The organism is Edaphobacter sp. FHG110511_03, from assembly GCF_059115365.1.
Genome location: NZ_JBZYWL010000005.1, coordinates 463,105 through 489,119 on the forward strand (window position 1 = coordinate 463,105; position 26,015 = coordinate 489,119).

At 51.9% G+C, this 26,015-nt stretch carries 20 protein-coding genes and 4 pseudogenes; 10 read left to right on the forward strand and 14 right to left on the reverse strand.

Annotated features, from left to right (window positions below):
• Nucleotides 1-33: 33 nt before the first annotated feature.
• The 7 genes and pseudogenes from AC5S26_RS21730 to AC5S26_RS21760 form a co-directional block, all read right to left on the reverse strand.
• Nucleotides 34-486 (reverse strand): hypothetical protein, encoded by a 453-nt coding sequence (locus AC5S26_RS21730; protein ID WP_494187039.1) that lies wholly within the window; start codon nucleotides 484-486, stop codon nucleotides 34-36.
• 141 nt (nucleotides 487-627) lie between these two features.
• Nucleotides 628-1,638 carry a Gfo/Idh/MocA family protein gene (locus AC5S26_RS21735; RefSeq protein ID WP_494187040.1) on the reverse strand — a complete coding sequence of 337 codons (1,011 nt, stop codon included), beginning with the start codon at nucleotides 1,636-1,638 and terminating at the stop codon, nucleotides 628-630.
• Nucleotides 1,639-1,807: 169 nt separating this feature from the next.
• Nucleotides 1,808-2,590, reverse strand: a pseudogene (locus AC5S26_RS21740) (chitobiase/beta-hexosaminidase C-terminal domain-containing protein); the annotation flags it as partial.
• A gap of 394 nt (nucleotides 2,591-2,984) precedes the next feature.
• Nucleotides 2,985-3,344, reverse strand: coding sequence for an FN3 associated domain-containing protein (locus AC5S26_RS21745; RefSeq protein ID WP_494187041.1), 360 nt, complete (start codon nucleotides 3,342-3,344; stop codon nucleotides 2,985-2,987).
• A complete protein-coding gene (locus AC5S26_RS21750) occupies nucleotides 3,341-3,724 on the reverse strand; it encodes a chitobiase/beta-hexosaminidase C-terminal domain-containing protein (RefSeq protein WP_494187042.1) in 384 nt (127 codons plus the stop codon). The genes AC5S26_RS21745 and AC5S26_RS21750 overlap by 4 nt, the downstream gene beginning before the upstream one ends.
• Nucleotides 3,725-3,897: 173 nt before the next feature.
• Nucleotides 3,898-5,436 carry a hypothetical protein gene (locus AC5S26_RS21755; RefSeq protein WP_494187043.1) on the reverse strand — a complete coding sequence of 513 codons (1,539 nt, stop codon included), beginning with the start codon at nucleotides 5,434-5,436 and terminating at the stop codon, nucleotides 3,898-3,900.
• A 188-nt stretch (nucleotides 5,437-5,624) separates the two neighbouring features.
• Complete coding sequence (locus tag AC5S26_RS21760) at nucleotides 5,625-6,521, reverse strand: hypothetical protein (RefSeq protein WP_494187044.1); 897 nt, start codon at nucleotides 6,519-6,521, stop codon at nucleotides 5,625-5,627.
• Nucleotides 6,522-6,729: 208 nt separating this feature from the next.
• Here AC5S26_RS21760 and AC5S26_RS21765 point away from each other — a divergent pair.
• A pseudogene (locus AC5S26_RS21765) lies at nucleotides 6,730-6,954 on the forward strand (prolyl oligopeptidase family serine peptidase); the annotation flags it as partial.
• Between the two features lie 133 nt (nucleotides 6,955-7,087).
• Here AC5S26_RS21765 and AC5S26_RS21770 read toward each other — a convergent pair.
• A complete protein-coding gene (locus AC5S26_RS21770; protein WP_494187045.1) occupies nucleotides 7,088-8,959 on the reverse strand; it encodes a winged helix-turn-helix domain-containing protein in 1,872 nt (623 codons plus the stop codon).
• Between the two features lie 1,112 nt (nucleotides 8,960-10,071).
• On the opposite strand from AC5S26_RS21770, the gene AC5S26_RS21775 reads away from it, so the two are divergent.
• From AC5S26_RS21775 to AC5S26_RS21795, 5 genes and pseudogenes are all read left to right on the forward strand, one after another.
• A complete protein-coding gene (locus AC5S26_RS21775; protein WP_494187046.1) occupies nucleotides 10,072-10,320 on the forward strand; it encodes a hypothetical protein in 249 nt (82 codons plus the stop codon).
• A 36-nt stretch (nucleotides 10,321-10,356) separates the two neighbouring features.
• Nucleotides 10,357-10,500 (forward strand): annotated as a pseudogene (locus AC5S26_RS21780) (sigma 54-interacting transcriptional regulator); the annotation flags it as partial.
• A 349-nt stretch (nucleotides 10,501-10,849) separates the two neighbouring features.
• Nucleotides 10,850-11,113 carry a metal-sensing transcriptional repressor gene (locus AC5S26_RS21785; protein ID WP_494187047.1) on the forward strand — a complete coding sequence of 88 codons (264 nt, stop codon included), beginning with the start codon at nucleotides 10,850-10,852 and terminating at the stop codon, nucleotides 11,111-11,113.
• A 432-nt stretch (nucleotides 11,114-11,545) separates the two neighbouring features.
• Nucleotides 11,546-12,592 (forward strand): sensor domain-containing diguanylate cyclase, encoded by a 1,047-nt coding sequence (locus AC5S26_RS21790; protein WP_494187048.1) that lies wholly within the window; start codon nucleotides 11,546-11,548, stop codon nucleotides 12,590-12,592.
• A 263-nt stretch (nucleotides 12,593-12,855) separates the two neighbouring features.
• Nucleotides 12,856-13,035 (forward strand): hypothetical protein, encoded by a 180-nt coding sequence (locus tag AC5S26_RS21795; RefSeq protein WP_494187049.1) that lies wholly within the window; start codon nucleotides 12,856-12,858, stop codon nucleotides 13,033-13,035.
• Nucleotides 13,036-13,286: 251 nt separating this feature from the next.
• Here AC5S26_RS21795 and AC5S26_RS21800 read toward each other — a convergent pair whose 3' ends face one another.
• The 5 genes and pseudogenes from AC5S26_RS21800 to AC5S26_RS21820 all read right to left on the reverse strand — a co-directional run bounded on the left by AC5S26_RS21800 (nucleotide 13,287) and on the right by AC5S26_RS21820 (nucleotide 17,150).
• Nucleotides 13,287-13,514, reverse strand: a complete 228-nt coding sequence (locus AC5S26_RS21800) for a hypothetical protein (protein WP_494187182.1) — start codon at nucleotides 13,512-13,514, stop codon at nucleotides 13,287-13,289.
• A 103-nt stretch (nucleotides 13,515-13,617) separates the two neighbouring features.
• Nucleotides 13,618-13,839 (reverse strand): annotated as a pseudogene (locus AC5S26_RS21805) (cupin domain-containing protein); the annotation flags it as partial.
• Between the two features lie 160 nt (nucleotides 13,840-13,999).
• Nucleotides 14,000-15,274, reverse strand: a complete 1,275-nt coding sequence (locus AC5S26_RS21810; RefSeq protein ID WP_494187050.1) for a glycosyltransferase — start codon at nucleotides 15,272-15,274, stop codon at nucleotides 14,000-14,002.
• A 188-nt stretch (nucleotides 15,275-15,462) separates the two neighbouring features.
• Nucleotides 15,463-16,014 carry a hypothetical protein gene (locus AC5S26_RS21815; RefSeq protein ID WP_494187051.1) on the reverse strand — a complete coding sequence of 184 codons (552 nt, stop codon included), beginning with the start codon at nucleotides 16,012-16,014 and terminating at the stop codon, nucleotides 15,463-15,465.
• A 563-nt stretch (nucleotides 16,015-16,577) separates the two neighbouring features.
• Nucleotides 16,578-17,150, reverse strand: a complete 573-nt coding sequence (locus AC5S26_RS21820) for a sigma-70 family RNA polymerase sigma factor (RefSeq protein ID WP_494187052.1) — start codon at nucleotides 17,148-17,150, stop codon at nucleotides 16,578-16,580.
• A gap of 287 nt (nucleotides 17,151-17,437) precedes the next feature.
• Between AC5S26_RS21820 and AC5S26_RS21825 the strand changes: the two genes are divergently transcribed.
• Together AC5S26_RS21825 and AC5S26_RS21830 are read left to right on the forward strand one after the other, a co-directional pair.
• Nucleotides 17,438-19,336: a winged helix-turn-helix domain-containing protein gene (locus AC5S26_RS21825; protein WP_494187053.1), complete on the forward strand. Its 1,899-nt coding sequence runs from the start codon at nucleotides 17,438-17,440 to the stop codon at nucleotides 19,334-19,336.
• Between the two features lie 611 nt (nucleotides 19,337-19,947).
• Nucleotides 19,948-21,066 carry a Rieske 2Fe-2S domain-containing protein gene (locus AC5S26_RS21830; protein WP_494187054.1) on the forward strand — a complete coding sequence of 373 codons (1,119 nt, stop codon included), beginning with the start codon at nucleotides 19,948-19,950 and terminating at the stop codon, nucleotides 21,064-21,066.
• Nucleotides 21,067-22,984: 1,918 nt separating this feature from the next.
• Here the strand turns inward: AC5S26_RS21830 and AC5S26_RS21835 are convergent.
• Complete coding sequence (locus AC5S26_RS21835; RefSeq protein WP_494187055.1) at nucleotides 22,985-23,329, reverse strand: hypothetical protein; 345 nt, start codon at nucleotides 23,327-23,329, stop codon at nucleotides 22,985-22,987.
• Between the two features lie 630 nt (nucleotides 23,330-23,959).
• On the opposite strand from AC5S26_RS21835, the gene AC5S26_RS21840 reads away from it, so the two are divergent.
• The gene (locus AC5S26_RS21840; protein ID WP_494187056.1) at nucleotides 23,960-24,490 is read left to right on the forward strand and encodes a sigma-70 family RNA polymerase sigma factor; all 531 of its coding nucleotides are present in this window, start codon (nucleotides 23,960-23,962) and stop codon (nucleotides 24,488-24,490) included.
• A gap of 776 nt (nucleotides 24,491-25,266) precedes the next feature.
• The gene (locus tag AC5S26_RS21845; RefSeq protein WP_494187057.1) at nucleotides 25,267-25,863 is read left to right on the forward strand and encodes a hypothetical protein; all 597 of its coding nucleotides are present in this window, start codon (nucleotides 25,267-25,269) and stop codon (nucleotides 25,861-25,863) included.
• Nucleotides 25,864-26,015: the final 152 nt, after the last annotated feature.

Sequence of the window (26,015 nt, forward strand, 5' to 3'; positions counted from 1 at the left end):
TTGCCATGTAAAGCCCGCTAAGGGTATCGATCGTTACCTTTCAGAGGTAATTCGTGAAACCAGCATTTGACGACGCGAGCCCGTGAAATATCGGAAATTGTACAACGACTTTTGGTCCTGCAACGACTCGGCCAAATCGTTCGGGACTTCCATCGAGAGCGAGCGCGCGGCAATACGGTTCATTCTCAAAGAGATAGATTCAGAAAAAAATCTACGTGCTCGTATTCGGTCATTCACATAGTTTGTTTGTGACATGGCTTGTGGAGCGATATAGAGGAACCGTAAAAATAGAGGAACCGTAAAACCGTCGTTTTTGACCTCTAGATCGAGTCGATGAGTGCCCCCTGCGCCCATGCTCGTCAGTTCCCTTCTTCGCTCGAACACCTTTACTTCATGACGCAAGGCCAGCTTCTTTCCAACAATAGGCTTGATCCACATTAAACATACGGAGTGTTCAAGACCAAGCGCTTTGACATCGCGGATCATTGTGAGCACACGTTCGAAGGATTCACCGTCCGGAGCATTGCACCGTGCCGCACCTCTAAAGAGAAGAAAATAGAGGTCTTGGAGTCGAGTTACTATCCCTTTCAATGCGAAAAAACAAAAAAACTGCTGTAGCAACCCGTTCTACAACTTCGGAGATTCCCAGTTGCCCGAGTTTGCGGAACTGAAGATGGCTTCAATGACAGCCATATTCTTGATTGCCTCTTCTAGTGGTACCGGCACCTCGGTATTCTCCAAAACGGCTTTGGAAAAAGCGTCGCCTTGAAGGGTGTATTGATCGCACACAGGAAAAGTTTCTGTGGTGACACCACCTCCAAAAAGATCACTACCATCATCAATGAAGAGGCGCGTGGGGCGGTCAGGAGAAGCGTTGAAAGGAATTTCGATCTCAATGCGGCCCTTGGTGCCGAAGAATTGAACGCGTTGATAGGGCACTAACTGAGTACTGCAAGTAAAGATCGCCTGTCCCGCCGGAAAGTCGAGGATCGCTGAGGTGAGTCTATCTGTGAGCATCCTAGGGTCACGATCGATGCAACCGACGACGCGGCGGGGCTCCTGTCCGAAGGCACAGCGCGAGGCCAATATGAGGTAACAACCAATGTCCATCAGGCCACCTCCCCCACAGTCGACCTGGTTTCGGATGTTAGATGGATCGTCGTTGAAATAGCTAAAGAAACCTGCGACGGAGCGGAGGGTGCCTACGCGGCACTCGGTAAGGAGTTCGCGGAGGCGGAGCCATTGTGGCGCAGTCTGGACCATAAAAGCTTCCCCGATTTTGACGCCAGTCCTGACGACGACGTCGAGCAGGGTTTTGGCTTCGGCAACGGTGAGGCTGATAGGCTTCTCGCACAGAACGTGCTTGCCCGCTTCAGCAGCCTTGATGGTCCAGGGCACATGTAGATGGTTGGGAAGCGGATTGTAGACAGCATCAATGTCGGGGTCAGCGAGGAGCTCCTCGTATGAACCGTAGACCTTGGATATGCCGAGCGCTGCGGCGGCTTCTTTAGCTTTGGCAAGATCGCGGGATGCGATGGCGGTAAGAGACGTATATTGACCCTGCTGCATGGCAGGCAGGACTTTCTTAAGACCAATCTTTGCAGTGCTGAGGACACCCCAGCGAAGCTTTCCACTCATGAGAAATGATAACGCCCGGTCACTTCCCTTCAATGTAAAGATTTAAAACTCGTTCTGTTTCCTCCCTGTTTGTAAGACGTAGGAGGAGTACTGGACTATCTAATGTGACTGGCAAACTATCAAACAAGGTGGTCAGAAGCTGCGGGACTTCTGACCACTCATTGGGTTTCTATGGCCGCTTGAGGGCTAGTGAGACTATGTTCGAGCCATCTGTGCATTGCCCGTAGTAAGTTCCTGGAGTGACGGTAATACCATCTTCAACCAATGTGGCTGCGCCTGAAGCGATTGGTGTTGGCCGACCTGTCCAGATGATCGGAGCCGTACCCGGAGTAATGGTGGCGCCTCCGGGAGCCACACAGAAAGCCCACAAGAGATCGGAGTTCCCTGTCGTAGTAAAGTTCGCTGATGGCGCAGTGCCATATCCTGCAATTGATCCTGAACCGCTACCATCCAACGGCGAGACAGAGGTATTGGCATATTCGTTGACAGAAAGCCAGAAGCTTGCGCTGCTGCTGCTGCTGCTAGCTGTGATAGTGACGTTCCCGGCGGTCGTGTTGGGAACGATATACGCATTCAAGCCCGTCCCTTCAGAAACGACGTTTGTTACTGTTCCGGAGGATGACGTGACCGAGGTGAGCGGTGCAGTATTATGAACACCAATGACTAGAGTATGCCCCGCCCCGACTCCCCTCAGGGTACATGTCGAGCTAGTATTGAACTCGGCATCGTGACACTCCTGCACGAAACTAGGACCACCCACGATGGTGTCTGCAGCCGATCCAACTCCACTGGCGGAATAACCTGGAGCAGTCGCTATAGCTTTGATGGTCTCGGTCACTGCCACCGTAATGGGAGCGTTGTAGACTGTTGAACCGGTTGTGGGTGTCGAACCATTGGTCGTGTAGTAGATCGTAGCCGAAGGTGTCGTGGTGCTGATGGTGACGGTTTGTGCTGAGCTATAGTTGGGCTAAACGTCGGTGTAGCCGCCGCATTACCTGCTTTGAGGGCTAAGGAGATAATGCTGGATCCAGCTGTGCATTGCCCATAGTAAGTTCCTGGAGTGACGGCAATACCATCTTCAACTAGCGTGGCTGCGCCTGAAGCGATTGGTGTCGGCCGACCTGTCCAGGTGATTGGTGCAGTACCCGGAGTAATCGTGGCACCTCCTGGAGCTGAACAGAAAGCCCACAAGAGGTCGGGGGTTCCTGTTGTAGTGAAGTTCGAGGACGGCGTGGTCCCATATCCGGCAATTCCTCCTGAACCGCTCCCATCCATCGGTGAGACAGCCGTATTGGCATATTCGCTAACCGAAAGCCAGAAGCTCGCTCCACCAGCAGCATTCGCGGTTATTGTGATATTCCCGGCGGTGTGTTGGGAACGATATATGCACTCAAACTCGTTCCATAGTTAACGGCGCTCGTGACCGTTCCGGATGATGACGTAACAGAGGTGAGCGGCGCACCGCTAAGAACACCAATCACTAGAGTATGTCCCGCCCCGACTCCGGTAAGGGTACATGTTGAACTGTTATTGAACTCGGCATCGTGGCACTCCTGAACGAAGCTAGGACCACCCGCGATGGTGTATGCTACCGATCCAACTCCGCTGGTGGAATAACCTGGATCAGACGCTATAGCTTTGAGCGTCTCAGTTGCTGTCACCGTAATGGGGGCGGTGTAGACCGTCGATCCCGTCGTTGGTGTCAACCATCGGTCGTGTAGTAGATCGTAGCCGACGGTGCCGTGGTGCTAATGGTGACGGTTTGTGCTGAGCTATAGGCTCCGCCGGTTGGGCTAAACGTGGGTACAGCCGCTACGAGTCCGCCAGACGAAACATTTACTGTCGTCTGTCCAAAGATTGAACCGATCGTCGCTGTTGCTGTGCCGGTACTCACGGCATCCCCGTGAACAAGGCCGGGCGTCACTCCATCCATATGGAAGGATGAAGATGCAGTTGACCATGTGGCTGCGTTGGTACAGTCTGCAGTGGAGGAGTCTACGTACGTACAGATTGCTGTGAGTTGAACCGTCCCAGAAACACTTACCGAGGCCGGATTTGGTGTGACCCCGATAGAACTCAGCGTCACAGAATTTCCTGGGTCTGTAGCCCCTATTGTGGACAAGTCTACACGCAAGGTAAATGGGTCCATATTGGCAGTTACCGGATTAAATCGCGGAGGGTAGTACGCTAGCTGCCCCGTAAGGGAACTAGCCGCGCCAACTGCATTTGAACCCGGCAGAGTTACACCGGTTGTCGTATTTACAGGGAAGCATTATAGGGAATGAAGTTTCCCGAGGTAAATCCTCCTAGGAATTGATTGATGGGCGCGATGTTGCCTGGATCGTAGTAGCTCCACGAGGTGTTTAGCCCGTTATGGAAGATCCCTCCGGTGGGCTGAATATCTGGCGCCACCGTCACTTGGCCAGGAGCGATCAAATTTGTCTGGAATGGCATCTGGGAATGACCAGAAATAGTCATAGTTGAGCATGTATCGGCGCAGTTAGTGTTATCCTTCCAAGGAATGATGTTGTCTTGAACCTGTGCTCGCGGCCATGTTACCGGGATATAGGTGTCCGAGAAGCTGCCCTGTGTGCCCAATCGGATGTCTTCCCATAATGATCCACCATTTGGCAGAGCGTTCGGAGAGTATAGGAGTGTATTGAAGGCGTAAAATCCCTGGCTGGAATTGTCAATTCCAGTCGTATTGTGGGTGGTCGGTATTCCCAGGTATCTAGAGCCGCCGCTCGTGTTGTAATAATAGTTGCCAATAACAAAGTCAGAATTGTTGTGTTCTTCGGTCAAAGCGGCGAACCAGTCTTCCCCGCCGAATGCCCCTTGACATCCAGGAGCTGTGGAATAGGTGGTTCCACAGCTGGAAGAGCCTTGGTACCCCCAAAATTCATCAGGTAACACGTAGTTATAGGCGTCCTGAATCTCAGAGTGGCCGCTTAATCCTGAAGCCGAACTGTAGCTTCCTGTTGGAACACAGCGATTGTACATATGAAAACTGCGTGTGCCTCTATCTGAGAAACACATGGTTCCCTGGTCCCCAGCAACACCTCCATCTTGAAGGTTAAATACAGAAGTGTCACGGAACGCTTGGAGGTAAAACATGTGTTCAGTGGAAGTCCCACTCGTTCCGTATCCTTCGCCGTGATTTCCTTCATAAAAGGTATCAAGTGTACATGCTGACCACCCACTTGTTTGCGGATTGCAATCATCGAAGTAGGGCGTTGCAACGTTTTCGGCGTGAGTGCCAATTACTGACCAGTATTGGATTCCGAAAGGGCGGAATCCCATCGAGGCGCCCCAACTGCCCGATCCTCCGCTTTGATCGACATAGGAATATCCGGTTGTGACGTTACGAATGTGCAGCCCAGCAATCGTTACATGATGAAATGGTTTTACTTGCCCATCGTTGATCGCAGGTCCCTGATTTAGCCCAGTTGCCGATATCAGTCCATACGGTGCGACAAGATATGGGCTAGTCCATGAATTCGTTGTTGCGTTCGCTCCATCGACTATGGGTAGCTCTCCGGTCCGGGAGTTAGGCACTCCACAAAGCAACACCGCAGGATGGCGATCGTCCCAGGTTCCACCCGCAGGGTAATTCAACTGCAACTGATTATGGTATTCGGTCGGAGTTCCATCCTCGCCCTCGTTGTGGACACGGACAAGAAGCGGGGCAGTGTAATTTTGTGGAACAGCCAACAAATCAGAATAAGTCTGTGATGGACCTATATCCAGAACTGTCGCAGGATTCATAGTCGTGTCGACATCGCAGGGAATCTGTTCCACTTTGTCTGTATTGCCGCTGGGAGGATTGTTAGGCGAAACCCAAATTGCTAGTTCATCGCATGCTCCCGCAGAGTGATCTACGTGTGGGCATCCACGTATGGCATATTGCCCGGCCACGGAGCCGGAATAGAAAACAGGCTGCGGATATGTTGGACTCGTTACTGAAGCATCTCCTCCAGAGGGAGCGGCTACGATGTCCAATCCAACATTTGATTCGTATTGCCAAACACCTGCCCCGCTAGCGGAACATATCGGTTCTTATATACCTGTCTGTAGCCGGGGCTGACATGAGCAACTCTCTGATGGCCCGTACCACCTCCGTTTGCACAGACCACATAGTGGTAGACGCCAGTCTTCGTTGCATCATCAGCAGAGGTGAACTTAACATCGAACTCCACGGTGGAATGAATAGTGAAGTTGCCTGCTGCAATCGATCCCGCCGTCGAACAAGAGCCAGGCGTAGGCCCCACAGTGAAGTTTATAAACTGTGGCGCTCCTGAGATGATGGGATGGGTGGAGAAACTCGTGGACTGGGACCCATCTTGCGTATAGAGCTTATAAATCTCAGTTGCGCCAACAGTGTTGACAATCTCCCAAGTACCATGCGAAGTGAAACCAGCACCATATCGCTTAGATACAGTCGCCGTCGTCTCCACACCGCTGCCCGTTGTCCCGTCGCTTACCGTAAAGGTAGTCGGTGTGGCCGAGACAATCTGGTAAAAAGCCCAATTGAAAGGCCATCCGGTGGACGTTCCATAGTTGATCGAGACAACATCATTCGCAGAGAGATGATTATTGGCCGTGAACGTAACCGTCGAGCCATTCCCGGACCACGCGGCAATATGATCAACCTCCGCGAACACGGAAACATATTGCTCACGGTCTGACGCCGCCAGAGCCGACCAAGGATATCCGTAGGCGCTATATCCAGAGCCCCGAATGCCCGTTGTGCCATTCTGAGTTTGGACCACAACCGTTTGGCCAAAATAAGCCGCGCTTAGAAGAAGTGCAACGGCAAGGAAGAGTGCGCAGGTTTTGAATAAATCGGCAGGGTTAGACGCGGAACGACGTGGGTGATCCTGCATACACCCTCCTTGAAACTCAGCTCGCGCAGCAAAGAGATTCGTACGAAAATGTACATGGTCTTTTGGCCGTGGAGAACGCTCCTTTAGGTGTATTTTTTTGCCTCCCATGGAATTCCGAGAATGAAACTACTTTTGAACAAAGGGGAATGCTCGACCTTCAAAGGTCGATCTTGCCTTGACACCAGCATGAGATCACCAGAATGCGTTTGATGACTTTATCGCATGTGGGCAGTACCTGATCGGTCACATATACACATCGCCAGAGCACCTTGCGGTCACGGGTGCCAGCAACAGTGGCCTGCTTATGGGAGCCGCCGTAACTCAGCGCCCTGAGCTGTTCCGTGCCGTGGTGTCATCGGTGGCATCTACGAGATGTTGCGCACAGAACTCGGCCCGAATGGTGCGTTCGACACGACGGAGTTCGGTACAGTAAAGGAACCTGTGCAGTTCCGTGCGTTATACCCTTACCCTCCGTATCACCACGTAAAAGATGGCACGGCGTATCCGGCGATTCTCTTAGCGCCGATAGAAAGCTTTCCCAGACCTGTTATCGAATCACCGAATCATCACTGTAATACAGTCAGGTGCATTCTTCTGAGAAGCTCGATATATCTCGAATCGCGATGCAGGCTCTTGAAGAGCGGATCGGTGTCCAATAAAGGCAGCCCTGCATCTCGCTGTCTGTACGCGCGCTCCAGCCATTCGAATGACTTATCTGACTCACCGCGATACGCGTAGATCTGGGCAATCTCATAAGCGTCTACCACTGCATGCTTGGAGATGATCTCGTTCAGAACGGCATTCGAATCCTTTTTACGACCTAATGAATGGTAAGCCAGTGCTTCGCCTGAAGGCTTTCCCGCAGAAGTGCTCGGTTCCTTTTCAATCTCAGCAAACGCCTCCTGAGGCTTTCCCTCTGCGATGAGAATTTTGCACAGGGTAAGATGGGCATAGGCGGCGTGCGGATTCAAATCCAGGTATTTTCGCAGGGTGGAACGGGCTTCCTCGTATCGTCCCGCCGTGTACTGCAGGTATCCTAAACCCACGTAGGAGTGGGGACGAAGAGGATCGAGCGTGATCGCCTGTTCATAGAGTTTGATTGCCTCGTCAAGATTGCCCAATGTGCGGAGGAGGCGCGCACGGCTGCGTAGGACTTCGTCGCTACCCGGCTCCAGAATCTCCGCTTTAGCGATGAGGGTGTTAGCGGCATCCCAATCCCATCCGTAGAGCATTTGCGTTGTGGCGAGCGCCAGGTAGGCTGAGGCCAGGTTGGGATCGAGCGCTACCGCCCGTTCCGCATCGTCGCGAGCCTCTCGAAAGTTCTCCGAGGGGTCCGTTATGGATATCGCGGCGATCGAGTTCTGCACGTGCGCCCGCAAAGCCCATGCCGCCGCATATTTGCCATCGAGTTTGATCGCTTTGTCGGCAAAAGCGAGCGCTTTGTCAAGGTCTTCAACCTGTCCTATTCGACTGAAATGCATTGCCTGAAGGTAAGCTTGATATGCCTCCGGGTCCACGCTCCGCAGGTCCGGAGCGATCGGCTGGCTGTTGCCACCCAGCAGCTTCACTTGCAGTGCCTTAGTCGCGGACTGGGCGATTTCGTCTTCCAACGTGAAGATATCCTTGATATTCCGATCATACTTCTGTGACCAAAGCTGAGTGTCGTCGTCAGCCTTGATCAACTCGGCGGTGATGCGGACATGGTTGCCCTCGCGTCGCACACTTCCCTCAAGGATGTTGGCGACACCAAGCTTTCGTCCCACATCCCGCGCATCTTCGTCACTCCCCTTGAAGTGAAAGGACGAGGAACGTCCAATGACCTTCAGGCCCGATACCTTGGCAAGGTCAACAATCAACTGCTCAGAAAGCCCCTCTGAGAAATACTCCTGATCTTTGGTCAGGTTCATGTTCGCAAAGGGTAGCACGGCAATGGAGGCGGACTTCAAGGGTGAAACACTCGTTCGGCCGTTCGTGAGCTTGAGGTATCCGAACAGCCCCGCTACCAGCACAACTGAGAAAGCGAGAATCCACAGTATGTTTCTACCAGGCGACCTTCTCTGTTCCGAAGGGGCCGCTGCGGGCTCGGCCTCCGCTGTCGCATCCGAGGCAGGCGGCTCTGGCTGCCCGTTGTCCGCGTCCACGACGGGCGCCACAAACCGATAGCCTCGCTTGGGCAGTGTCTCGATAAATTGCGGATCGCGATGTCGGTCGCCAAGAGCTTTTCGAAGCTCGAGAATGTACTTTCTGAGGATCTCTGGGTTGACGTAAGACTCCGGCCACAATGCTTCAAGGAGGTCATTCTGCGTGACCACCTCCCCGGCGTGCTCAACCAAATATGCGAGCATGTCGAAGGCTTTCGGAGCGATCGGGACGCGCTCTTCCCCCCGCCAAAGAAAGTGGTTTACTGTGTCTAGCCGGAACATGTTGAACGACTTCATTACACTGACCTGCTCCGTCACTCCGGATACGCTACTGGCACTGCTGTTAATTCATTGTTACCAATTTGACTGCGCCGCGATTAGAGTGACTGGAATCGACCGTTAATGAAGTCCATCACAAAAATTCCACGAGTAGATGTAAGCCATTGTTCGCCAAATTCGGTAGGTCTCATTCGATCATTCTACTGTCTAAGCAGATGGCAAGCATATCGTAGGCTACAAGCTCATCCGGCTACAGCGTTGTGAACCCGCATTCCTCTATCGTCGCAATCCCCAGAGAGGATTGGGTCCCCATAAAGACAGCACAAAGATCTGCTGTCTGCGGACCTCGATTTTGCACTCTGCGGCATATCGCACTTACCAAAGACACTCAGTGCCACTCCAGCGCATAACTGAATGTAGGGACCTCTGGGAAACTATCATAGGGTCTATGGTAGAGAAAGACGCTTTGTCTTCGATCGAAAGGGGTCAAAGCGTTTTACCTAAGAACACCTCCTGTCGCAGACAATGCCGTTCCCTGAGCATAAAACCGATGACGAGCAGATCCAAAATGGGCCGTACTTTTCAAAATGGGCCGCATTTTTGTAGAGTAAAGGTGGATCAAGTGAGTGAAGTCCGTTTGTAGAGCTAGCGAGCCCAGCGCGCTTCTGGGCCTTAGCCTCCTACCAGAAGTTCCGGCGTAGATCGAGATAGATGAAGCAGTTTGCCGGAATAGTTCAAGCGAAGGTAAAGAGCTGGAAGCGGCTTTTCATGGTAGCGGCAAACACAGTACATCTTGTATTCAGTGACAATACGGCTCTTCACAACCAAATATGGTCCAACTATCCGGCTAACTACATCTCGGATCAGGTCAAGGTTTACGCTTTTGGAAAGTCCGTTGTCCAGCCACAAAATTGTCGCCTGTAACCGCACATCCTATTGATCATTGCCTTCCCGATCGGACCCCCTAGATTATCAAGTCAGACGTTGTGCCTTTGACTAGCCTTCGCCCAATTTCCCTATTCAAGGAATAGATCAACGTTGTAGGTGTTTTTAATATGAGCGCGGGCGATATCTTGTAGCCACTACATGGGCATCCCGCGTAGTCCCCGTGGAAAAGGAAATCGTGATCTATGGATAATGCAACCACCGCGAATGTTGGACAGGTCATGGTCGACACAACCACTAATCACATTCCTACGCAACCCGTGCCGCGACCTTGCGCACCCCAAAAAACTTCAGAGATATTTGATGAGTGGCATTTCTTCAAGCTGGTTCAGGAACATGGCTACTGGATGGGAAGTCCTGCGGACAATAAAGCTATTGGGCTGGCGAGCGACCGGCATAGTACCGCCGATCAAAACCGCATGGAGGATGCTTGATTTCTTCCTCCCGAGCTGTAGCATGCGGTTGCGCCGACTGATGCCATGGTTCTAATCACAGGAGAGACTGGTAAAGGGAACCAGCTCGTCGCTCGCGCCATTCACACCCTTCTCTGTTTCGCAGATCACCTCCGGGCTCTCTTCGATCCAACGGCCAGCCTCGCACCACCCAACCGATGACCGTAAGCAAGTTTTTGGCGGCTACGCATCTCAGCGTGGCCGTCGCGGGCCCTTGTCTGTATCGTGCAAGGAGGAACCATGAATAAAAGCAAAAACAACAACATTCCTGTTGTCTGCAAGCCGAGTCTCCTAGTCTGCGTATGGCGTTCCACGGGCGTAGATGGAAAGCCGCTTGTCTGCGATTGGGTGGCAGCCGGGAGTACAGCCAAAGGAATGGATATGGACGAACATGACAGAGACCGGACCGGAGGTTACTATGGCTCGCCTGCGCGAGGAAATCTCACTGTCATTTGGATATATCACCCCCCCCTCGTATATGCGCGAAAAACACACAGGTTCGAAATTGACAATGACAAAACAGAAACTCGACTCCCGTATCAAAAGGATTCGTGGACAGGTCGATTCCATCGAGCGATCGTTGACCATATACGACGATTGCGCCGACGTACTGATGTTGCTGGCTAACCTGTGCGGTTGTCATAGTTCCGGCAGACAGTCAGGTGATCAGTTCGCTGTGTATGTCTGCGATTCGTTTGGCCCTCACTTCGTTGACTCCGTGCGAATCGAAGAGACAGCAACCGCGAAGCTGGAGCACCTACGAGCTAGCGGATGAGCTTACTTTTTTTGCCATCCTATTTTTTCCTCTCCTTTGAATCATCACTACGTTTGTTAATCACTTTCCCCGGGATGGGTTTGGGAGAATAAACAAAATGGTGGCGTGTTAATTTAAGTAATGATAACTGCCTCCTTTATTCCGACATCTGAGGTGGCAACGACTGAATCCTCGCGTGCGCGTCCGCTTCCACGCGGGTGCACGTTCGCCGAATCGGCTTGGTGTTCTCTTGCACCTCGAACGCGAGCGCGCCGGGATCTCTTTGTTATTGGAATTGTGATCTTAGTCGCCTGTGCCGTGATTTTGGCCGACCCCAATCGGGCGTTCGAATGGGTCGCTAGCTATGAGGAAGTACGCGTTGACGAGTTCCTAACGACGTTAGTAGTCATTGGGGCAGGGTTTGCCATCTTCTCATGGCGAAGATGGACCGATTTGAGCCGCCAAGTAGCCGAATACAAACGATTGCAGGCCGAATTGAGTGCCATTAATCGGGATGCTGCCTTAATGGGAGAGACTGATGATCTACTCCAATCCTGCTTGTCCACTAATGAGGCGTACAAAATAGTTGTTCGTCACCTAGAAAGTCAGCTTCCCTCCACTAGCGGAGCGCTCTTTACCTTTTCTCCAATGCGGGAATCGGTTGAGCTGGCTATAAGCTGGGGCAATCCTGCGGTCGGTCAAAAGCTTCTATCGATTAATGACTGTTGGGCGCTTCGACGGAGCAGAGTAAACATCTCTCTCGCTGCTGATCCTAGCCTCGCATGCGCACACATTGGCTCCTCTATCCCGTTATATGCCATGTGTATTCCGATGATGGCTCAGGGAGAGACGCTCGGCATCCTTTATCTGGATAGTGGAACAGGCCATGCTGCATCCGAAGTCATGCAACTTACGGACTCTCAACAGCGGATGGTGAAGACGCTCAGCGAACATCTTGCGCTGGCGGTAGCGAACCTCAACCTGCGGGAGACTTTGCGTAGCCAATCGATTCGGGATCCTTTGACAGGGTTATATAACAGACGCTATATGGAAGAATCGCTTGAACGAGAGTTTCGTCGGGCGCTCTGCAAAGGCTTGCCGCTGGCGGTTCTCATGGTCGATCTCGATCACTTTAAACGCTTCAACGATTCATATGGACATGAAGCGGGTGATGCTGTGCTTCGAAAGCTAGCGAAAGTTTTTCACGCCCTGATTCGTACCGAAGATATCGTCAGTCGGTATGGAGGCGAGGAATTCATATTGATTCTGCCTGACACGAGTCTTGAAGCGGCTCATGAATGTGCGACGCGATTGCAGATGGCCTGTCGGGAAATTCAAGTGCGACACAACGAAGAAACACTGGAGGGCATCCGCCTATCTGTAGGCGTGGCATGTTATCCACAGAGTGGTACCACGGTAGAAGCGATATTACGTGCTGCGGATTCTGCGCTCTACCGTGCCAAAGAACAGGGTCGCGATCAGGTAGTTCTCTCCGAATAGCTATGGATTAACGGTATTAGGATGAGCGGACCATATATGCAACTTTGCAAATGAATCACGCAGGTGCTTCCATACGTTTTAACTTGTTACATACCAAACTCCTCTGCAAATGGCCATCCGTTGCATTTTCATGTGCTCTTCTCAGGAATAGTGTGACAGAGAAAATGAAGGACTCGCACTATGGCTGCTCTCGATCTGCCGATGAACGACGTTGGTTTGCGTAGCGTGCAGCCAGAGAAGTGAGCACCTGAGCGGAGGAAGACTTGAGCGTCCGACAATACGCCTCGCCTGCCGGAGGCGGCGTCGAGTGCACAGTAATAGCAAAAGACGATATTCTCATTGGCCGACTGGCGTCTAACTTAGCCGCGCAAAACGAGCTTATCTCTGCGGCTACGATGGGTGCAGCGTCGAACGCATCCGTTGCGCAGATGACGACTTTATGATGTTTTGAGCCCGATGCTTTCGAATCGGGTTATGCTATCCGAATCTCGTTGCGGAGTAAGTCCCAGAAGTGGCTACCGTTTCGCGCTTTCTACTCCTCCACACCCCAAAACGGCTGTCTGAACTCAGAGATAAACGCGCTACACTAACTCCTCACTAGTACAAAACATTGGGCAACCCACAGTCTGCCTCGTGCCCGAAGAATGTTACCAAGTTTTGTGAGTAAGATATGTTTTTGCTTGTATGGATGTGTTCATTCTTGAGTCCTTTGCATGGCTGAACCATACTGAGGCATCTTGAGGGCCACTTCATCCATTGAAAGAATTCTGACTCCATATCTCTCAAACACCTGCATCGTCTCTTTCAGATTCATATTTGCGTAGGTGAAGACCTCGTCCCGAGGTATATCTAACGTCTGGGCTGGTGTCGCCATGCCGTTGATAGCGCTCAGAAAGCCGCCCGGTGTGATCAGCACTAACATACGTATCTCTGGAGACAGGATCTTGAATGCGTGTGGCTCGCAAGCGTGGAAAAAAAACGCATTCGCCCTTGCTAACTCGAAAACACTTATCGGCGATGAAACCTTCAAGTTCCCCCTCTAGCACGTAGAAGAATTCGTGATCTCGTTCGTGAACGTGAGGGGGAGGCTCTGCACCACTCCTCATGTATGACATGACAATATCAAATGCTCCTCCAGTGTCCTGTTCTGTTGCTAGCTGCGATGTGAGGATGCCTTTGTACCAGGTAGACATTTCAATGGAAGGCCCACGTTTAAAACCTTCTAAAATCTTAGAGGCTGTATTCATTAATTCTCCTTGAATCAAGTGGTGACGAGTTTACCGTTTGGCCGATAAGCCGCCTACTTTACGGACACGTGGAACATGCCTAATTGTCAATGAGTTATTCTGCGATTTGTAACAACTGAATAGACGGAGTAGTTCAGGCCTCCTCTTCTGTTTTCGTGTGCTAGGCGCTCGCAAAGTTCGATGCGAGAACTTGCTCGATGATACGGACGGCCTCAGCAGTGGGGTGAAGGTGCGCGATTTCGCGCGCTGCGGATTGGGCACCTTCACGGTAAGCGGGTTGGGTAAGGACTGCCTGCACTGCTGTGCCGATGCTCGCGGCGCTGGCCTCGGCGAGCGGTACGACCGTTCCGGCGCCAAGCCGGGCGACGCGCATGGCGATGCCGGGCTGCTCGCTGGCGATGGGAATTACGACCATGGGGACGCCATTTTCGAGACAGTCGAGAGTGGTATTCAGGCCAGCATGGAGTATGCAGAGGCTGGCCCGGCGTAGGAGCTCAGCCTGCGGCGCGTAGGCGACAAGCTTGATGTTCGCAGGCACCGCGCCGAAGAGTTCGGGCGAGAGCGCATCTTTCCCAAGGGCGATGACGATCTGAGCATCAACTGGGGCGCAGGCCTCGATGATGGCACGGAAGACATGTTCCAGGCGGTTTTGAAGGGTGCCGCAGGAAGCGTAGATGAGCGGCCGCCCATCAAGCCACTCCCAGGGAAATGGCACTTCGAGGGAAAGGGGCTCATTCTGGAGATGGCCGACGAGGTGGAGCGTGGTAGGTGCCTGCGGACGAGGAAACTCGAAGATGGCAGGCTGCTGACAGATCTGGGCAAGCGGCGAGAAAGATTCCTCAACAAGATTGTTGTATTCGGCAAGGTTCCAGGCGCGGCGCTGCTCATTGACAACAGGAAGGAGCAGCGCATAGGCCTTATCGACGCTGGCCCAACCTTTGCGGTTGCGCTCGATACCAGCAGGCGACGGATCAAAAGGCCAGAGCATGACCGGCGGTGGAATGACGTCTTCGCGATTCACGAGTAGAGCGTTGGCGAGCGAGACGAACGGGATGCCCATATGTTCGGCGATGGTTGCGCCTCCGTAGTGCACCTGGTCAATGACGAGAAGGTCGATCTTCTCTCTTCGAATGAGTTCGGGGAGGTAGCGGAACGAGGTGCTGAAGAACAGAACCATGCGCTCTACATAGTAGGTAAAGGCAGCCTGACCAGAGAGTTCTCCTGTCTTCTGCATCAGAGGCTTGAGCGCGCCGATAGGATATTCGGTTTCAGCGAACGGCACCAGACGCAGGCCCGCGGAGATAACGGCGTCGCTAGTATCGAGAATGTTGAAGAAAACCACCTCGTGGCCCTGCTGCTCAAGGGCGCGTCCGAGGACAATGGATGGGTTCAGGTGGCCGGTGGCGTAGAGAGTGATAAAGCCGACGCGCGACAAGTCTAGTACCTCAAGGGAGTAATTCCCTCCTCTAACAATTAAGAGGAGTATCTAAAGAGAATCTTTATTGGCTTCGGTTGATGATTACTTCCCGCTCCCCGCGCATTTCAAATCGGAAATCGCCAGACTTTCTCATCATCATTTCAACTTGCCATCTCATGGAGGCTAATTGTCCCGCTTCTGGTTCTTTAGGTACGTATCAACATATTCGAGGGAAGAGTAATATCTAGCAATTTCTTGGCCGTTTCTACGCCGGCTACAGGCAGATCAGATGGATCGAGAAGTCCTAGTTGAACTAGGACAGAGGCCTGATCCCAATAAATGTGCTCGTGAGCCAACTTGCCATCTCGAAACTCGACAATGACCACGAAAGGGCTTTTGACATGTTTCCCAGTAGGGACAATGCCGGGTAGCATCCAATCCATTTCCACCGTGTGTGTGAAGCAAAAAAGAAACTCATCCACCAACCGCTTGAAGCCAATCGTTCTTGAGATCGGCACGATCTCAGTATCAAGCGGCATTTTAGGAATGAAGTGCCGTGAATAAAATTCGGACAACGGCTCGCGACCAACTCCACCGGTCAGCACAGGAATGTGGTTCACGTATGCGTCAGGAACCATCGTATCAAGCGTAGCGTGAGTATTCTTGGTCGTGAACTCGTTTCGGATGTGTTCTTCCCATAGATCATTTAGAAACTGTTGTTGAGGTGTCAGGGGAATGCTTGTTGTTTTTTCCTTCACTTCGAGCTTCCTTTTCCATTTGTATTTAACTTCCAGGACTAGGCAACGCTATTTATATAAACAACTCGACGGTATGTTTATTCCCGCCGAGTCACTCACAGGGACGCACGAGTTGCACCAGCGCTACCCGGGTAACCACCTCACGATGCATGCGCCGAAACTCAGTGATGTTTTGGGGAGATTGCTTGATAAAAATTGATGACCAGGGTAACCGAATGAATGGAAGCACATCATCGACACTCTCTCTGTGATCACCCCTCACCGATGCTCATATCTTCAATAGCGTCAGAACCTGGTCTCTCTCCACAATGACGGAGAAGTCTTTAGAAGGCGCGTGCAGCTTCCGACAGATGACGAGAACATCGCGATTCGCAAGGCCATTCCAATTTAGCGGTACAGATTCGTCGTGATCTCGGTAGATTTGTCGTCACGAAAGGTTTTGGGCGAGCAGATGCAGGCCGCGTCAATACCAGGCCAATCCGAGTATGGTTTTCGATGCACTTAACGACAAATCTCTGGAGTTGATCAGAACAGATTGCCGCATGCCACCGGGACAGCCGTTTTTATTTTGTGCCTCTAATTTCAGAGAGAAACGGATCCTTCGATGTTGTGGCGGCTGTAAGCAGTGTGCGAAGCTTTGCACGTGCTCTGCCCAACCGTGACATCACGGTTCCGACTGGACAGTGCAGGACACACGCTATCTCTCGATAGGAGAGACCTTCATATTCCCGCAGCAAAATGATTTCGCGAAACTCAGCTTGTAGCTCCTGAATCGCCGCTCGCACTTGCTCGGTCTCCAGCTTGCTCACGTAAACATTATGTAAATCTTTGGAGGGCTCTATGATCTTGTTGGCAACGCCAGTCTCGGCATCGATCTCAATCATTTGAGGACCATTGCGCCGCTTTCTTAACTGGTTGATCCAGATATTCCTCAGGATGGTGAAGAGCCAATTCCTAATGTTGCTGTCCGCTCGCAGTCTCCGCATCGCCTGTAGGGCGCGAATGTAGGTTTCCTGCACCAAGTCCTCTGCTTCGGTATGGTTGCGGCTCAAGGACATCGCGTAACGGTACAACCCGTCGAGATATTCGATGCCCATCGTGTCGGCCTGGGCCGCCGCGGGGTGGTTCCAAGCCATAGTTATTCGCCCTCTGGCGATGACTTTCTCTTTGGTAGAATCATTTGCTGAAGACCCTGCGGCACACGCCAAACCTTTCAGAGTCTCTGCACATTCCTTTTTGCGCATACCTCGGCCAGACTATGAAAGTGAGGCAATTTAAGGTGTGAAGTCTCCGTGCGGTTTCCGTTGATTTTTTGTGACTACGGCAGTCACGCGTGTAGCGACGCTCCTGAACGGAGCGCAAACAACAGATAACATTGGTTTCTTGCTGCGATCCAGGTGCTGTGTAAGGGCTAGATTAGTCCATGAAGTTATTTAAGACGTTCCGTCTAGATACTGCGAACCACTTGCTGTGGCGCAATGGGGATCGCATACCCGTAACTCCCAAGGCCTTTGATGTCTTGTCTTATCTCGTCAAGCATGCGGGTAGGGTTGTGACACAAGACGAAATTCTAGAGGCGTTGTGGTTAGAGAGTTACGTCAATCCGGAGGTCCTGAGGAAGTATATTCTCGAAATCCGGAAAGCCTTGGGTGACCGACCCGACAACCCAGAGTTCATTGAAACAGTGCCCAAGCGGGGATACCGCTTTGTTGCCCCCGTCGTGGAGGAGAATGCGACTGAGCTACTAGTTGGGTCGACGTTACCTGCAATGCAAGAGCCCGCATCAGAAGAGAACACGGGACCGGCAGCGGTTTCTTCCGAACAGAAGAGTTCTTTGGGTAGATACAGGCTGTGGCGGTTTGCGGTCCTACTAATTCTGGCGTCGATGGCAGCCGCAGCAATAGCTGGGCGGCACTTCCAAGTGACTCATATTCGGTTGGATGCCGCATTGCCGAAGAATACTTCGATCGCAGTGCTGCCGTTTGCAAACCTGAGCGCGGCCAAAGACCAGGAATATTTCTCCGACGGACTCGCCGAACAACTGATTAACGACCTCGCCAAATTACCAGGTCTGAAGGTGGTGGGACGGTCCTCGGCGTTTCAGTTTAAGGGCCGGGATGAAGACCTGCGTGAGGTGGGACGGAAACTCGGCGTGGCCAATGTCCTGGAAGGAAGTGTGCGGCGCAACGGCAACCATGTACGCATCACCGCGGAACTGATCAAGGCAGACGATGGTTTTCAACTTTGGTCACAGACGTACGACCGGGAGATCAAGGACATCTTCGGCGTAGAGGATGACATTGCACAGGCTGCGACCGAGGCGTTGAGCCTGAAGCTGCTGGGCAATCGCCAGCCGGCTGCTTCAAATTTGCGCAACACGAATCCGGAGGCATATCAGGCTTACCTTCAGGCAAAATACTTCAGTGGGCGGGGACAGAGCGAGGAGGACTTTGGCAAAGCGGTCGCCTATACCGACAAGGCCATCGAGTTAGATAAGAAATATGCGCCAGCCTGGGCCTTGCGCGCGGCGGTGCGGAACATGATGGCGGAGGGAGGCGTGACCGACATAACAGAAGGCTTTCGAAAAGCCCGTGACGACGAAGAGCGGGCGATTGCGCTCGATCCTGCCCTGGGCTCAGCCTATGTGGCGCTAGCGGCGACGCAAATGTTTTACGACTGGGATTGGAACGCCGCCGACACTTCCCTTACCAAAGCAGTCGCCTTAGAACCAGGTAACGTCGACATCGTCCGTATTCGTGCGGAGCTATCTCTCGCGTTGGGCAATCTCGACCGGGCCACCCAGCTTTATCGACAGGTGGTCGCGCTCGACCCCCTTCGTACCAATTCTTATTTGACCGTGGGGCAACTACTGCAAGGGGAGGGGCGATACGATGAGGCCCAGGCTGCACTGCAAAAAGCTCTGGACCTGAACCCGCAGGCTACCTTTGCTCATTTCACTCGGGGCCAGATTCTCATCGCACAGGGAAAGCCGCAGGAGGGGCTTACAGAGATAGAGAAGGAGCCATGCGATTGGGAGAAACTGACAGGTGAAGGAATCGTGTATCACGCGTTAGGCCGTGAGCAGGACTCGAATGCTGCTCTAGCTGGGTTGATTGCGAAGCACGGTACTATCGCATCCTATCAGATCGCTCAGGTATATGCGTTTCGCAAGGAATCCGACAAATCGTTTGAATGGCTAGAGCGTGCCTACAAACAACGAGATGCGGGACTGGCCGGGATTAAGACCGATCCGCTGTTCAAAAATCTGCGCCATGACCCTAGATACACCGAGCTTCTCAAGAAAATGCACCTTCCGGCTTAGAGAACCAGCTGGGTCATTCCGGCAATCCTCTAGGTTAGATAGCGGTCGTTCATTAACACGCGTCGTAGATATGACATTGGAAGCCTTTACTGGCGACTACAAGGGTCCGGGGCAGTTGGATAGCGCAATCCACTTATCAGTCGAACACGGCAATCTAATTCTCAGGAACCGTAGCAATTCTCCTGTAACGCTGGCTCCCATCGCGAACAACGAATGCAAGATAGAAGCTAATTCTTCGATTGTGTCCCATCGGGACGAGCATGGGAGTATTCGGGCTGAACGTGCTCGTACCCCCTCAGCTCGCGGAATTGCATTTGCTTGTATCTATTGAGCATTCAGCATTGCGAAGATGACCAGCTTGATTCCTAGTGGAACACCTCACACTGACCGTATTTCCACCGAAGAACCCATCCGTGTACGCGCCAAACGATCGGTGCTTTGTGGCCCGCGTTGGCGTATTGCAATATGCGTGTCGGAGCATCATGTTCAGAGTAGAAAAGCGATGCGTATAGTAGTCACCATCGCATCGATACCCTATGGAAGACTTCGCAAATACAAGCCCGGAATCACACCGTAGCCACGTTATTGATCACTGTCCCGACAGGATGGGTTTGGGGAATAAGCAAAATGCTGGCGTGTTTATTAAGAAGATGGGAACTGCCTCCTTTATCCCGACATCTGATCTGACAGCATCTGAATCGTCGCATGCGCGTCCGCTTCCGCACGGGTGCACATTCTCCGAATCCGATTGGACGGCTCTTGCACCTTTCTGGTACCCGGTTGCTTTTTCGCACGAAATCAACCGGTGGCCTTATGCCGTGACACTACTCGATGAGCGGGTCGTCGTCTATCGCCTGTCCGACGGTTCCCTGTCTGCTGCAAGAGACATCTGCCACCACCGGGGAGTGCCCCTTAGCCTCGGTAAGGTCGAAGGGAACGAGATCATTTGCAAATACCACGGCTTACGTTACGACAGGGATGGGAAATGCACTTGCATTCCCGCTCATCCGAACCGAGCCATCTCTGCGCGGCTGCGGTTGGATATGTTCAGCGTTCAGGAGCGTTACGGCCTGGTTTGGGTTCGTTTGGTGGACAACGGCCCGTGTCCTCTGCCCGAAATGAGGGAATGGGAAGACCCCGACTACCTCAAAGTTCTTCCCGATAGTGTCATCATAGCCGCCGCTGCAGGACGTCAGGTAGAGGGCTTTCTCGATGTGAGTCACTTCGCCTTCGTTCACGCTGCGAGCTTTGGAGAACCGGATAATCCCGTTGTGCCCGATTATCCGATTACAAAGACCACGACTGGGTTCGTGGCCGATTACGTCAGTACGGTTAGCAACTATTCGCACGAGTTCAAACATCTGAACCCACCGGGCTTTCTCTGGCGCAGACGATTCGAAGTGTTCTTTCCTTTTATCGCAAAGCTAACTGTATTTTTTCCTGGAGAGGGACAGCTGCACATCATGAACGCTGCCTCACCGGTTTCTGCAAGAAAGACACGGCTTTTCGTCCCAATCTGTCGAAACTTCGATAAAGATGCGCCACTTCAGGCCACGCTGGACTTCAACTATCAGGTGTTTGCCGAAGATATTGCCATCGTCAATCGGCAATTCCCGGAGGACTTACCGATTGACCTTCAGGCTGAAGCTCACTTTCCTGCCGACCGAAGTTCCATCGCCTATAGAAGGGGACTTACTGAAATCGGTTTAGGACGAAGCTATACGGCATAGCTCACCCTGCCGTAAATTGTGCGTTGGAGTTTGCGAAGAGCGCGTCCGCTTACGAGTTCCACAATCCTTGGCTAGCCACACTTCGACTCTGAACTCTTTATGCGATGCACATGGCCATCACTCATTGTGTCGAGCCTTTGTTGAGTCACGCTTATCGAGGCAAGTGGTCGAAGGCGACATTTCGCGCGTTTTTTTTGGGGAATTTTGGTGAAACGGTATGCCGTCAACGTGTGATTACTAGCATTATCCGTAATTTGCGAGTGGCACTCCATTTGCAATTCGCGAAAGTGCCCTCTTCGAGGGTCTTAGTGGGGAGCACTTGCTTGAAACACCTGTTTGCTATGGACAGCTCTTCTTCTAGCCATCATTTCTCCTTTGACCGATGTCGATCTCTACTCAATGTCTGTATGTGTAAGGATCATCTCGTCAGTCCTCTTCAAGTCTGCTTTAAGTCGAATGGGAGCTAGAGTCAGACATGATTCGTCGACAGTTGTGCAAGGCATTCCGTCTTCTGGAATGCCGACGAGTTGATTGGCTCCTCCTGAGCGGTACGACTTCACTGGAATGAGGCTTGATTGTTACCGCAAAAGGAAGAAGAAGCAACCCAATGAAGACCCAAACGGAACCCCTGCGTACCGAATTGATCGAAATGGTACGACTTACGCAACGAGCTGTGGACTACGCCACAAAAGCTCATGAATCGGGACGGGCGGAGTATGCGCAACATGCATGTTTTGGGAGAGACAGGTTAGTGAGCCTTAACAAAAAGATTTGCTGTGCAACCTTAGCGATGCGTAAGTCATTCCGATCTGTTTGCACGGAGCTGGATTTTGGTGAATCTATTCACACGATTTCTGTTGATTTGTTCGATGTATGTCAACACGCATACAAAATCTCTTTCCTTTCAGTCGGACTCACTGCTTGCAAAGTATACGAGCCACCATGCTATCTCGTCACAATGGGGGCCAATATCAACTCTGCCATGCGCCTTTGTACCGTGGCACTCATCAATAATGAAGTAACACACGCAGAAGTGGCACGCCGTGGAATTGACTATTGGAGGAACAACGTTGCCCCTACAAGGTCGTTGAGAGGCGATATGGAAGGATCGAATCTCATCGGCACAAGCCATGAACGAGCGATTGCGAGATGTATGTTGAAGATGATGAACAACATATATACCATCGCAGTAAGGTCTGCTGCGATGGTGACTGCGGATAACGATGCTCCAAAGAAGCACTGCGGGAACTTCACGAAGTTAAAGATCACTCGAAGAGGCATAGAGAGAGCGTCCACCGGAAGCAGCAGCGTCGTAACGGCCGAACGTGATATTTGACTGTCGTGCTGCGGAATTTGTAACTAGATCAACTTTGTATTCTTCAACGCAGGCGTACCCCAGCCGAACATTACTGAATTTATTTGCTCACGAGGCGTTAAAGGAGCTTCCGTTCCGGAGCGTTGAAGCCGATGTCCGAAAACGTCAAGTCCGGTCTCGCAGAGATCGCTAATTTGCGATTTCGCTGATGTCAGCGAAGATTTATACTGAACTCAGTAGGACAGTTGCTGTGGTAACGAGTACATCTCAAGGAATCGGCGACGCAATCGTCCGGCAATTCCTCGATAAGGGCTGAGGCAGCGAGCAACGCTAACATCTCGTCTGTCTCCTCGATCTAACTCAAAGCTTCTATGGGGAGGCCGCAGCCTTGTGCCAGGGAGAGGCAGACATGGTGGCGGTGCCCCCTACCATTGAAGCCCGTACAGATGCACTTACTGCGAAGTCGTGCGCAGCAAACTGTTCTGCAAAAGGGTCATCATTTCAGTTTGCCAGCAATCAAGCATTCCACTGCACTCATACCGCAAGGCGTTTGCGTCCGATGCTTGGGCCGTCTACGTGAAAACGCGTTTGGCAATCCTCTATTTATCCGACCTTCTTCGATAGTGACCGCTCATCAAGTTCTCTTCCGCAATCGCAATTCATTGCAAGCGAAGACACACGAGCGGCAATGACTGGCGAACGCAGCCATTCCTCATTTCCAGCAAGGCGCGGTTGCACAAATGTATGAACATCTTCCGGCTGGATGAACTTGAACAAGCCGGGATGAGCGTCTGCAAACGTTTGACAATAACCGTTTTGTAAAACCCGTGTCGGACATCTGCCGTGTAGATACAGGTAATGCTCGCACAGTGCCATGGACAAAAATGTCAATGAGCGGGAGATGATGTACGTTGCGGTAATCGCAAGAACTCGCTCTTCGTCGGCCATCCCCGTGTCGGATGAACGGCAGCGGTCCGTGCAGGCCTTGCCAGTACCCGTCGGCTTGTCAATATCGATCCACCTCTCTGTCTCAACCGGTGACTGATAAATCTGCCTTCCGCCAGAATCCACCAACTGCCGCTTGTCTACTGATCAGCAGAAGCAGAGCAGCCTAGGCCCTCACTAACGAATAGAGCTCGCGCTTAACAGAACACTCAACACAGATCAATAGTACTTCGTTTTTTTTTGGGTTATTCGCGGATGAATCAACTCGTTTCGCCATGGGATCATCCATTTTTCAGTGGCTTACGACTGTGGCCAGCTATTTGCTTCTGAAGTAAATAGACATTCGCGAAATCATTCATTCGGATGAGGTCCTTGCCTTGAAAACCCGTCTCCTGCTGAAAACACTTTGGCTGATATCCTTCCTCTTCTTGTCAATATTCTTCAGCATGCAGCTCTCACAACTTGCAGCGACCATATCGTCCCTCTTGAACTCTGCCCGCGGTTCGGACGTTAGACAACTAATTACAACTGCGCGCGATAGAAGATATTCCCTTGACGGAACTATCGATATCAGGGTCGAGTTGCTCTTCAGCTCGCTCTGGGAGCTCTTCACAGAGTTAGGTACGAACTAAAATGCCTAGTGATTACGATTTAGATAGCATTGCAAATATCGATGGGTTATACACCTACGCGCTGGTTCTTAGCCGCAATCATACGGAAGCTGAGGACCTGGTACAGGAGACGTATGTTCGCGCCATCGGGACAATGGACTCGTTGCGGCCCGATAGCAACCTAAAGGCCTGGCTCTTTACAATCCTGCGCAACATCTGGTTGAACCAGTTGAGGAAGCAGAGGTTCGGTCCGCAATATCTTGAAATCGAACATCGTGACGGAGTCGCGGATTGCCTCACCGAGCCATCCAAAGACGCTCTTGGCATCTATATGAGCAAGATTGAGACTAAGCAGGTACGGGCCGCGATTCAGGAACTACCAGCTCAGTTTCGCGAAATCATTCTGCTTCGGGAATATGAGGAACTGACTTACCGACAGATAGCGAGAATTCTGGCCTGTCCCGCAGGGACAGTAATGTCGCGTTTGGCAAGGGCACGTACAAGACTCCGTACAGTTCTTTCTGAGACTCTGATGCAATCCACGATTCCATGAGGCATTCAGTGAATTGTTGCCGTAGTTAGCAAATGGAGAACCCAGCGTCGATCAAGCTCTTGAAGGAGCTAAGGATCTCAAGCGATCCCGACCTCCCTTCGAAGCCCTCGATGGGCTATGAACAAAGAATCAACTCTAAAGGTGCATTAATGGTAACGTCTACGCGCATAACGTGTGCACCGCGGATCGTAAAATCCAACAGATTAGCGAACGGTGGATCGCAGGCGATACAAGCAGCGGAGTGCATCTTTGACGATATGATAATCAGCCGCGTTCGTGAGGTAAGGAAACAAGCAATCTGCTATCAGTTGTTTTTCTCTAAGACCGTCATGCGGTTGGTGCGGCGGAGGTTGTCGGACTGGCACTTTGTCGCACAAGAAATGGGGTCAGCGGATGCAGGTTCCATTTGCATCTTGGCTAAATCAGGAATAAGCAAGCATCCGGAGTGTTTTTATATATACAGGTGCACAGTACTGGTCGAGTGCACAGTACTGGCGGAGCCAACTCGCCCGCTGAGGCGAAGGACATTCGAAGTGAGGTTCGCTTTGCCCCCCCATCACGATGCGAAAGTCGAGCCGTTCCTTTTAGGACCTTCGCGAAATAGGTCCCGATCTATCAGGATTCAAAGAACAGCACCTCAGACTACAACTCAAGTCGCGACATCGAAGATGTCATACTGTCTAGCAGACTCTCAGGACCCGCCGAGCCAGATATCGATTGTCTCCCCGTTCACCGAGAAGGTTGGGGAAGTCGCTAATGAGCGCTCCACCTTACACTTGCGTGTTGACTTAATCGAGATGTTGCGAATCTCGCAACGGGCGGTGAACTATGCGACGAAGGCTTACGAGTCGGGACGCTATGAATATACACAGCATACTCGCTCAGGAAGCGACAGGCTGGGCTATCTTGGTCGCAAGATACGAATTGCAACGTGGGCGTTCCGCGAAGCACAGAAACCTGATGGCGCGAAGTTGGTCTTTATCGAGTCTTTATGCAAAATAGCCATGGCGTTGTTCTTCACATGTCAATATGCTTATGGCGTGGCTTTGCGTGCGGCCGAGTTTTCAGCGTGCCGTGTATACAAATCATCGATAGATCTCGTAACAATGGGGATACGTGTGAATTCTGCTATGCGATTATGCGTTGTGGCGCTCATGAAGAACAGAGTTGAGCATGCCGTGCAAGCGTTGCATCAGATCAGAATATGGCGATGCCTGACAGATCAAAGACAATGGCCATCAGAGTCGCTCGCACAGCCTATGTTCGCCGGGGCTAGCTACGAACATTCAATCGCGATCGGCTTACTGAAGATCATGGACAATGTGCATGCCATAGCATTGGCGTCTGCGTATTCTCTTGTCAGCCAATTGTGACTTCAGTGTTTGTGATCGTTCACACTCATATTGATGTAGTTACTCTACGAATCATTACGTATACCGCACCACCAAGCGGTCACTTTAAAATACTGGTGGCCCAGTGCAGCTAGTAGATCACTAATCGAAGAGAACAATGATCCGTAGAAGAA

Excerpts from the sequence above, each read along its gene's own strand:
- AC5S26_RS21770 (WP_494187045.1), bottom strand. The coding sequence starts at position 8,959 with ATGAAGTCGTTCAACATGTTCCGGCTAGACACAGTAAACCACTTTCTT.
- AC5S26_RS21840 (WP_494187056.1), top strand. The coding sequence starts at position 23,960 with ATGCCTAGTGATTACGATTTAGATAGCATTGCAAATATCGATGGGTTA.
- AC5S26_RS21730 (WP_494187039.1), bottom strand. The coding sequence starts at position 486 with ATGATCCGCGATGTCAAAGCGCTTGGTCTTGAACACTCCGTATGTTTA.
- AC5S26_RS21800 (WP_494187182.1), bottom strand. The coding sequence starts at position 13,514 with ATGTTAGTGCTGATCACACCGGGCGGCTTTCTGAGCGCTATCAACGGC.
- AC5S26_RS21735 (WP_494187040.1), bottom strand. The coding sequence starts at position 1,638 with ATGAGTGGAAAGCTTCGCTGGGGTGTCCTCAGCACTGCAAAGATTGGT.
- AC5S26_RS21820 (WP_494187052.1), bottom strand. The coding sequence starts at position 17,150 with ATGGCTTGGAACCACCCCGCGGCGGCCCAGGCCGACACGATGGGCATC.
- AC5S26_RS21785 (WP_494187047.1), top strand. The coding sequence starts at position 10,850 with ATGACAAAACAGAAACTCGACTCCCGTATCAAAAGGATTCGTGGACAG.
- AC5S26_RS21775 (WP_494187046.1), top strand. The coding sequence starts at position 10,072 with ATGGATAATGCAACCACCGCGAATGTTGGACAGGTCATGGTCGACACA.
- AC5S26_RS21835 (WP_494187055.1), bottom strand. The coding sequence starts at position 23,329 with ATGGCCGACGAAGAGCGAGTTCTTGCGATTACCGCAACGTACATCATC.
- AC5S26_RS21825 (WP_494187053.1), top strand. The coding sequence starts at position 17,438 with ATGAAGTTATTTAAGACGTTCCGTCTAGATACTGCGAACCACTTGCTG.
- AC5S26_RS21760 (WP_494187044.1), bottom strand. The coding sequence starts at position 6,521 with ATGCAGGATCACCCACGTCGTTCCGCGTCTAACCCTGCCGATTTATTC.